Below are 8375 nucleotides of genomic sequence, written 5' to 3'. Positions count from 1 at the left end.
TCCAGGCGGGCGCGGGCCAGGGCGCGGGCGTTTCGGGCTCGGGCGACGGCGGCGGTTCAGGCGGCGCGGCGGGCGGCGCGTGCGACATGGTCCGCAGGCTGCAGGACGCGCTGCGGGCCGACCCCGAGGTGCGGGACGCCGTGGTCCGGGCGCACCGCGCCATGCCGGCCTCGGGCCGCGCCATCCTCGTCTGGAACGGCGACTGGATTCAGGATCCGGGACAGGCCGGCAAGGGGCTGGCCGGAGTGCGCCAGGCCATCGCCCTGGAGGTCGCCTTCGCCCCGCGCGAATGCCGCAGCCAGACCATCCAGGGTCTGGCCGTCATCGCCTTCGCCGAGGGGCCGGGCGCGCCACGCCTCGCGCTGGGCGAAGCCAGCTGGCGCTGGTCCGACCTGCTGGGCGTGCCCTAGCCCGCGGCCGGCTTGACCAGCAGGGCGTCGACCGGCTGTACGACGCCGTTCGAGGCCACCTTCTCCTCACCCGTCAGGCGGGCGCGGGCGCCGTTGTCGCCGGTGACGATGACGGCCTCGCCCTCCTTCGAGAAGGTCAGCAGGCTGTTGGCCATGGTGCGCACCTCGACCGTGCCGGATCCGCCGCGGTTCATGGCGGCCAGGATGTCCGCGCGGGTCAGAGCGCCCGGCACGATATGGGCCCGCAGCATGGCGGCCCCCTGCGCCTTCATGGCCTCGTCGCCGAGGTCGCCGGCCGAGGCGGTGAAGGCCGCGTCCGACGGCGCGAACACCGTATAGGGGCCCTTGCCCGCCAGGACGTCGCCGAGGGCGGCGTTCTCCAGCACCCGTTCGAGGGTGCCGAAAGCGCCGTCGTCCTTGAGCGTCGCGGCGATGGTCCTGTTGGAGGGCGCGGCGACCGCCGTCCCGTCCGCCTTCCTTTCAGCCTCGGCGCCGCACGCGGCCAGCGCCATCAGGCAAACGGGCGCCAGCGCCCAGCGCATCATCGTCTTCATGGTCATGCCTCTGTCGCGGTGCGGGATCAGGTCAGCAGCTGGATCACGGCCGTGATCAGCTGGGTCTTGGGATCGGCCTGGTACACATAGCCGTCGTTGTAGCGGTACATGGCCTCGGCGTTGTCCGCGTACTGGTTCCGGTAGGCGTACGGCACATTGTAGACGTCATAGCCCGCCGGCAGGGCCTGGCCGACGCTCAGGTTCTGGCCGGTCAGCAGGGCCGCGACCTGGCTGATCATCTGCGTCTGCGGATCGACCCCGTACAGGGCGCCGTCGGCATAGCGGTACTGCTGGTTCTGCGGCAGGCCGAAATAGCTGGCGTAGTAGTCGGGCGCCGGCTGGTACTGATACTGCGCCGGCCAGGCGTTGCCGGGAGACAGGGCGCCGCCCAGCACGGGCAGCCAGCCCAGCAGCGAGCCCTGCGTATTCATCCGGTACAGATAGCCGTCGCGATATTCATAGCGGCCGTCGTCGCCGCGTCCGCGCCACAGCCAGTCATATCGCGAGGCTTCGGCCGCGCGGGCGATCTGGCGCGCCTGACCGGGGGGCAGGCAGCCGTTGTTCTTCTTCGCCAGTCCGGGCGGGCAGCCGGCGATCAGGCCGCGGTCGTCCTCGCGGCTGAAATAGACCACGGGGCGGCCGTCGCGGGTCTGGAAGGTCTGACGCTCCAGCTCGCGGCGAAGGTCGCGGACGTCGTCGCCGCGCCCGTTGCCCCGGCCGGGACCGCGGTCATCGCGGGCCACCACCAGGGCGCGGCCGTCCGGCGCGACGGCGACGCGCACGTCAGGGCGATCGTCGCCTCCGCGTCCATGGTCGTTTCCGTGGCCGCGGCCGGCGTTGCCGTTGCCGTTGCCGTTGCCGCGGTCGTCGCCGCCGCGGTTTCCGCGTTCCTGTTTATCGCCGCCCTTGCCGTTGCCGGGGTCTGCGAGAACCGCCGTCGGCGCCGCGAGGGCTAGGGCGAGAACGGCGGTAAGGGGTGCAAGCTTGTACATGGGAGCCTCTTTCGGGTTCCCGACACAACGCCTCCCTGCGCCGTGTGTTCCTGCGAGGCGGCGCCCTGCGCCGGCCGGACGAGGCCCGCGCCGGGCGGAACTCCGCGCCTCCCGAAGGCGCGGAGCCGACGCCCCCTAGCCCGCCCGCCGTCCGAACATCTCCGCCAGGGCGGTGAGGCGCGCCTTGGCGGCCGTGCCTGTTTCCTTTTCCGCCGCGGCGGTCAGGGCGGCGGCCAGGTCGGCCGAACCTTGCGTGTCGGTCGCCCGTCCGCGCCACTGGTTGATGCCGTTCTGGACCCGGGCCGTCAGGGCGGCGTCGGCGGCCGGCGCGCGCATGAGCTGGTCGAGATAGGCCTGGGCCACGTCGGGGTGGTCAGGCCAGCGGACGCGCATCTGGGTCTGCGGGTTGATCTCGTCCGAGCGGACGGCCTCGGCCGCCGCGATCTCGGCCGCCGACAGATGTTCGCTGGGGACCAGTTTCAGTACGTCCAGGCCGCGGGCGATCTCGCTGGAATAGATGCGGCCGTTCAGCCAGTAGGCCGACCACGAGCCGGCGACGAACATCTTGCCGTCCTCGACCGGGCCGCGGTCGAAGGCGGCGATCTCGACCGGGTGGGTCGGGTCGGTGAAGTCCATGATGGAGACGCCGCCCTGGTACCAGGCCTGGACCATCAGGTCGCGGCCCGGGACGGGCACGATCATGCCGTTGTGGGCGACGCAGTTCTCGTCGGCCCCCTGGGCCGAGGGCAGCTTGTGGAAGGCGCGGCCGCGCAGGGTGCGGTTCTCGATGGTGGCGACCATGTTGGCGCCCCAGGTCGAGGGGTCCTCGGCCCGGCAGCGCGCGGCGGTGCCGCCGCCCCACTCGTCGGTGAAGACGACCTTGTCGCCGGCGTTGTTGAAGGTCGCCGAGTGCCAGTAGGCCATGTCGGGGTCGAAGATGTCCGAGACGCGGGTCGGGTTCCGCGGGTCCGAGATGTCCAGCAGGATGCCGTTGCCGCTGCAGGCGCCCGCGGCCAGACCGATCTCGGGATAGACGGTGATGTCGTGGCACTGGTTGGTCTGGGCCGTGCGCTGGCTGGCGATGCCGGCGGCGCCCCCGCGCCACAGGCCGGCGACGCGGCCGTTGGCGTCGGCGAAGATGCGCGGGCGGTTGACGATGGCGGCGTCCTGCGGCCGGTCGAGGTCGACCTTGATGACGTCGATCGAGAACAGGGCCGTATCGGGGTTCTGGTCCGGCTGGCCGTCGGTGCAGATGGCCAGTTCCTCGGTCTTGCGCACGTCGGACGTGCCCGAGTTGTAGATGTACAGGCTGCGCGGATCGGTCGGATCCGGCACCAGCGTATGGGTGTGCGAGCCGCGACAGGTCTGGACGGCGGCGATCTGGCGCGGGGCGTTCAGGTCGCTGATGTCGAAGATGCGCACGCCGCGGAAGCGTTCGGCGTTGACGTCCCCGGCGGCGGCGGTCGTGCCGCAATCGAGGCGGGCGCGGTTCTGTTCGACCGACATGAACAGCAGGTCGCCGACGACCGAGACGTCGCCCTGACCGCCGGGGCAGACCACCGACATGACCAGTTCGGGCGCACCGCCCCGGGTCAGGTCATAGGCGTTGAAACCGTTGAAATTGCCGAGGAACAGGCGACCGTTGGACAGGGCCATGTCGGTGTTGGCGAGGGCCAGCGGGCCGTATTTCGGGTTGTTGCGCATCCGCTCCTGGAAGGCCGCGGCTTCTGCGGCGTTCTGCGGCGGCGCGAACAGGGCGTCGGGATCGAAGAAGCCCGGCGCGGGCTGGACCGAATGTTCCAGCACCATGCCGGACGCATACTGGCCGGCGTCATGCAGACCGCCGGACAGGCCGCTGCGGGCGTCGGTCGGGATGACCTGCACGGCCGGCGCCTGGGCCGAGGCGACGCCGGCGCTCATCAGGACGCCGAGAGCGGCGACGGTGGAAAGCAGGGTGCTGCGAACGTTCATGGCCGCTCCTTGGGGTGCGAGATCAGAGATCCGGGAGAAGGGATTGCATACGGAGAATCTCCGCCGACTGGTCGGCGACGACGGAGGCGGTGAATTCGGACAGCATGGGATCTTCGCCCGCCCCCGGATTGGCCAGCAATCCGTCGACCATGTCCAGAGCGCCCTGATGGTGGCGGATCATCCCCTGCAGGAACAGGCGGTCGAAGGCCGGGCCGCTGGCCGCGGCGAGGGTGTGCATCTGCGCCGGGGACAACATGCCCGCCATCAGGGGCGTGTCGCTGGCGGGCATGGCGTGGCCGGCGTGGGCCGAATGATCCATTCCGGCGTGACCGGACATGCCCGCCATCTCCAGCGGCTGGCCGCGTTGGGTCAGCCAGTCGCGCATCAGCTCCATCTCGGCCTGCTGGCTCAGGGCGATGCGCCGGCCCATCAGTTTTACCGCGGGATCCGAGCCCCGCGTTTCCAGCAGCCCGACCATCTCCACGGCCTGGGCGTGGTGCACGATCATATGCTGCATGAAGGCGACGTCGTCGGCGGTGAAGGTCGAGCGGCTCAGCGCCACCGCCTCGCCGGGCGTGATGACGCGCGCCGCCGCCCCGGGGGCGCCGGGCTGGAAGATCAGCGGCGATTGCGGACTCCAGGCCGCGATCAGTCCGGCGAGGAGGATGGCCGGCAGGCTGGTCAATCCGGCTAGCCCGAGACGCCGACGGTGGCGAATTTGCCGTCCTTCACCTGGCCGATGACCCAGGTCAGGGTCTGGCCGCCGGCGTATTTGACGGCCCAGGTCTCGACCGGGCCCTCGGGCGTGTCCTCGGAGCGGACGAAGGTCATGGACTCGATGGCGCCCATGGCGGCGAGGGCCGGCGCCATGCCCTGGATCTGGGCGTTGCAGGCGTCCAGCAGGCCGGGCCCCATCAGGGCTTCGAGGCAGACGCCGGCGGCGGCCTCGGTGATGATCCGGGTCAGCGGCTCACGGTACTGGCCCTCCTGGGCCATGGCCGGGAAGGCCATCAGGGCGGCGGCGGCGACGCCGGCGAACAGTGTCTGGATGCGCATTGCAGGGTCCTGGAAGAGCAGTTTCCGGGACCATGACCCAGCCGGCGCAGCGCTACAACCTGTCGCAGCATGACAAAGAATTCACGCAGCGGAACCGGCCGCACGGCCGCGGGGCGGCTGGACTTCGCCTGCCCGGCAATGCTCTGTTGCCGCCGACAGGGACGCGGCCTCCGGGGCGATCGAGACGTCCGGTATCGGGGCATGAAACCATGAAGCGCCTACTCCTGACGACGGCCGCCGCGATGGCGCTCGCCTTCCCCGCCATGGCCCAGACGCCCGAGCCGCCCTCGCCGCTCGCCGCGCCGCCCACCCCCGCGCCGACGCCGGCTCCCACCCAGGGACCCGCCCCGGTCCAGGCGCAGGACGGCGTCGCCGCCGCACCGGCGCCCGCCGCCGCGGCCGCTGCGCCCGAGACGCCGAAATGGGACGTGCAGAACCCGCCCGGACCGTCGCGCGACATTCCCATCGACGTGACCCGCGGCACCTGGATGTCGCTGGACGTCAGCCCCGACGGCCGCACCATCGTCTTCGACCTGCTGGGCGACATCTATGTCATGCCCGTCGCCGGCGGCGAGGCCCGCGCCATCGCCTCCGGGGTGGCCTGGGAAATGCAGCCGAAATGGTCGCCCGACGGCCGCCACATCGCCTTCACCTCGGACCGGGGCGGCGGCGACAACATCTGGATCATGGACGCCGACGGCTCCAACCCGACCCAGGTGTCGAAGGAGACCTTCCGGCTGGTGAACCAGCCCGAATGGACGCCCGACGGCCAGTTCGTCGTCGGCCGCAAGCATTTCACCTCGTCCCGCTCGCTGGGGGCCGGGGAAATGTGGATGTACCACCGCTCGGGCGGCGGCGGCGTGCAGATGACCGAGCGCCGCACCCAGCAGAAGGACACGGGCGAGCCCGCCTTCTCGCCGGACGGCCGCTATCTGTATTTCAGCGACGACGCCACGCCGGGGACGACCTTCGAATATTCGAAGGACGTCAACGACCAGATCTACGTCATCCGCCGCCTCGACCGCGAGACGGGCGACATCGACGCCTATGTCACCGGCCCCGGCGGTTCGATCCGCCCGACGCCCTCGCCCGACGGCAAGTCCCTGGCCTTCATCCGGCGCGTCCGCTACCAGTCGACCCTCTATGTCATGGACATCGAGTCCGGCCGCGAGACCCCCGTCTTCTCGGCCCTCGACCGCGACATGCAGGAGACCTGGGCCATCCACGGCGTCTATCCGGCGATCAGCTGGACGCCCGACAACCGCTCCATCGTCTTCTGGGCCGACGGCCGCATCCAGCGCGTCGACGTGGCCTCGAAGGCGGTGGCGAACATTCCCTTCCACGTCGCCGACACCCGCCGGGTACAGGACGCCGTCCGCTTCCCCATCGAGGTCGCGCCCGACCGGTTCGATGTGAAGATGCTGCGCTGGGCCCGCCCCTCGCCCGACGGCGCCAAGGTCGTGTTCGAGGCCCTCGGCAATCTGTGGATCCGCGACCTGCCGACCGGCACGGCCCGCCGCCTGACCCGCCAGAGCGACCATTTCGAACTCTATCCGTCCTGGTCCCGCGACGGCCGTTCGATCGTCTACACCACCTGGGACGACCAGGAGCTGGGCTCCATCCGCGTGGTCCCCGCCTCGGGCGGCGCCGGCCGCGTGGTGACCGCCAACCCCGGCCACTATGTCGAGCCGACCTTCAGCCCTGACGGCCGCACCATCGTCTATCGCACAGTCAGCGACGGCTTCCTGACCACCGCCCTGTGGAGCCGCGACCCCGGAATCTACCGCATCCCGACGGCGGGCGGCGACCCCGTCCACATCACGGACGAGGGCGAGGGTCCGCAGTTCGGCGCCGACGGCGACCGCCTGTTCCTGACCGGCCGCGACGGCGACAAGCGCGCCCTGGTCTCGGTCGACCTCGACGGTGACGACAAACGCACCCACCTGACCAGCGAATGGGCCGCCGAATTCGCCGTCTCGCCGGACGGAAACTGGGTCGGCTGGACCGAGCGCTTCCAGGCCTATGTCGCCCCCTTCGTCGCCGCCGGCCGGCCCCAGGCCATCGCCCCCGACGGCAAGGCCCTGCCCCAGGCCCGCGTCACCCGCGACTCCGGCGAGTGGCTCAGCTGGTCGGGCGACAGCCGCCGCCTGCAGTGGTCGCAGGGCCCCGAGCTGTTCAGCCGCGACCTGAACCAGTCCTTCACCTTCGTCGACGGCGCCCCCGCCGAACTGCCCAAGCCCGACGAGCGCGGCGTCGACCTCGGCTTCACCGCCACGGCCGACAAGCCCGAGGGCCGCATCGCCCTCGTGGGCGCCCGGATCATCACCATGAACGGCGCCGAGGTGATCGAGAACGGCGTCATCGTCATCGACGGCAACCGCATCGAGACCATCGGCGCCCTCGCCTCGACCACCATCCCCGCCGGCGTCCCGACCCTGGACATGACCGGCAAGACCATCATGCCCGGCCTCGTCGACGCCCACTGGCACGGCTCGATGGGTTCGGACGAGATCATCCCGGAACAGAGCTGGGTCGACTACGCCTCGCTGGCCTTCGGCGTGACCACGATCCACAACCCGTCCAGCGACACCAGCGAGATCTTCGCCCACAGCGAGCTGGCCCGCACGGGCCGCATCGTCGCCCCGCGCATCTTCTCGACCGGCTCCATCCTGTACGGCGCCACCACCGCCGGCACGGTCAAGGTCGAGTCCCTCGACGACGCCCTGTCCACCCTGCGCCGCATGCAGGCCGCCGGCGCCTGGAGCGTCAAGAGCTACAACCAGCCCCGCCGCGACCAGCGCCAGCAGATCATCGAGGCCGCCCGCCAGCTGAACATGATGGTCGTCCCCGAGGGCGGCTCGCTGTTCCAGCACAATATGTCGATGATCGTCGACGGCCACACCACGATCGAGCATTCGATCCCCGTTGCCGTCCTCTACGACGACGTCCACCAGCTGTGGCGCCAGACCAACGTCGCCTACAACCCGACCCTCGTCGTCGCCTATGGCGGCAGCTATGGCGAGAACTACTGGTACCAGGAGAGCGAGGTCTGGAACCACCCGATCCTGACGCAGTACGTGCCGCGCCGGATCCTCGACTCCCGCGCCCGCCGGCCCGAAACCGCCCCGGACAATGAGTGGAACCACATGTCCATCGCCCGCGAGGCCCGCCGCCTGTCCGATCAGGGCGTCAGCGTCTCCATCGGCGCCCACGGCCAGCGCGAGGGTCTCGCCGCCCACTGGGAGCTGTGGAGCCTGGCCCAGGGCGGCATGGCCCCGCTGGACATCATCCGCGCCGGCACCCTGAACGGCGCGCGTTCACTCGGGCTGGACCGCGACATCGGCTCGCTGGAGCGCGGCAAGCTGGCCGACATGGTGGTGATGAACGCCAAC

At 70.8% G+C, this 8375-nt stretch carries 6 protein-coding genes and 1 pseudogene; 2 read left to right on the top strand and 5 right to left on the bottom strand.

The window, feature by feature from the left end:
* Positions 1–410: pseudogene (locus tag V6M42_RS12450) on the top strand (hypothetical protein); the annotation flags it as partial.
* On the opposite strand, the gene V6M42_RS12445 reads toward V6M42_RS12450, so the two are convergent.
* From V6M42_RS12445 to V6M42_RS12425, 5 genes are all read right to left on the bottom strand, one after another.
* Positions 407–970, bottom strand: coding sequence for a fasciclin domain-containing protein (locus V6M42_RS12445; protein WP_332678758.1), 564 nt, complete (start codon positions 968–970; stop codon positions 407–409). The pseudogene V6M42_RS12450 and the gene V6M42_RS12445 overlap by 4 nt on opposite strands.
* Before the next feature lie 20 nt (positions 971–990).
* A complete protein-coding gene (locus V6M42_RS12440; RefSeq protein ID WP_332678756.1) occupies positions 991–1956 on the bottom strand; it encodes a hypothetical protein in 966 nt (321 codons plus the stop codon).
* A gap of 135 nt (positions 1957–2091) precedes the next feature.
* The gene (locus V6M42_RS12435) at positions 2092–3927 is read right to left on the bottom strand and encodes an LVIVD repeat-containing protein (RefSeq protein WP_332678755.1); all 1836 of its coding nucleotides are present in this window, start codon (positions 3925–3927) and stop codon (positions 2092–2094) included.
* A gap of 22 nt (positions 3928–3949) precedes the next feature.
* Positions 3950–4612, bottom strand: coding sequence for a DUF305 domain-containing protein (locus tag V6M42_RS12430; RefSeq protein WP_332678753.1), 663 nt, complete (start codon positions 4610–4612; stop codon positions 3950–3952).
* A 5-nt stretch (positions 4613–4617) separates the two neighbouring features.
* Complete coding sequence (locus V6M42_RS12425) at positions 4618–4983, bottom strand: hypothetical protein (protein ID WP_332678752.1); 366 nt, start codon at positions 4981–4983, stop codon at positions 4618–4620.
* 209 nt (positions 4984–5192) lie between these two features.
* On the opposite strand from V6M42_RS12425, the gene V6M42_RS12420 reads away from it, so the two are divergent.
* Positions 5193–8375 (top strand): amidohydrolase family protein (locus V6M42_RS12420; RefSeq protein WP_332678750.1); only part of this gene is annotated, 3183 nt, incomplete at its 3' end.

The organism is Brevundimonas sp., assembly GCF_036677305.1.
Classification (GTDB): Bacteria; Pseudomonadota; Alphaproteobacteria; order Caulobacterales; family Caulobacteraceae; genus Brevundimonas.
Note: the sequence above shows the minus strand (reverse complement) of the source record. Positions and strands in the feature narration are given on the sequence as shown.

Excerpts from the sequence above, each read along its gene's own strand:
- V6M42_RS12435 (WP_332678755.1), bottom strand. The coding sequence starts at position 3,927 with ATGAACGTTCGCAGCACCCTGCTTTCCACCGTCGCCGCTCTCGGCGTC.
- V6M42_RS12425 (WP_332678752.1), bottom strand. The coding sequence starts at position 4,983 with ATGCGCATCCAGACACTGTTCGCCGGCGTCGCCGCCGCCGCCCTGATG.
- V6M42_RS12445 (WP_332678758.1), bottom strand. The coding sequence starts at position 970 with ATGACCATGAAGACGATGATGCGCTGGGCGCTGGCGCCCGTTTGCCTG.
- V6M42_RS12440 (WP_332678756.1), bottom strand. The coding sequence starts at position 1,956 with ATGTACAAGCTTGCACCCCTTACCGCCGTTCTCGCCCTAGCCCTCGCG.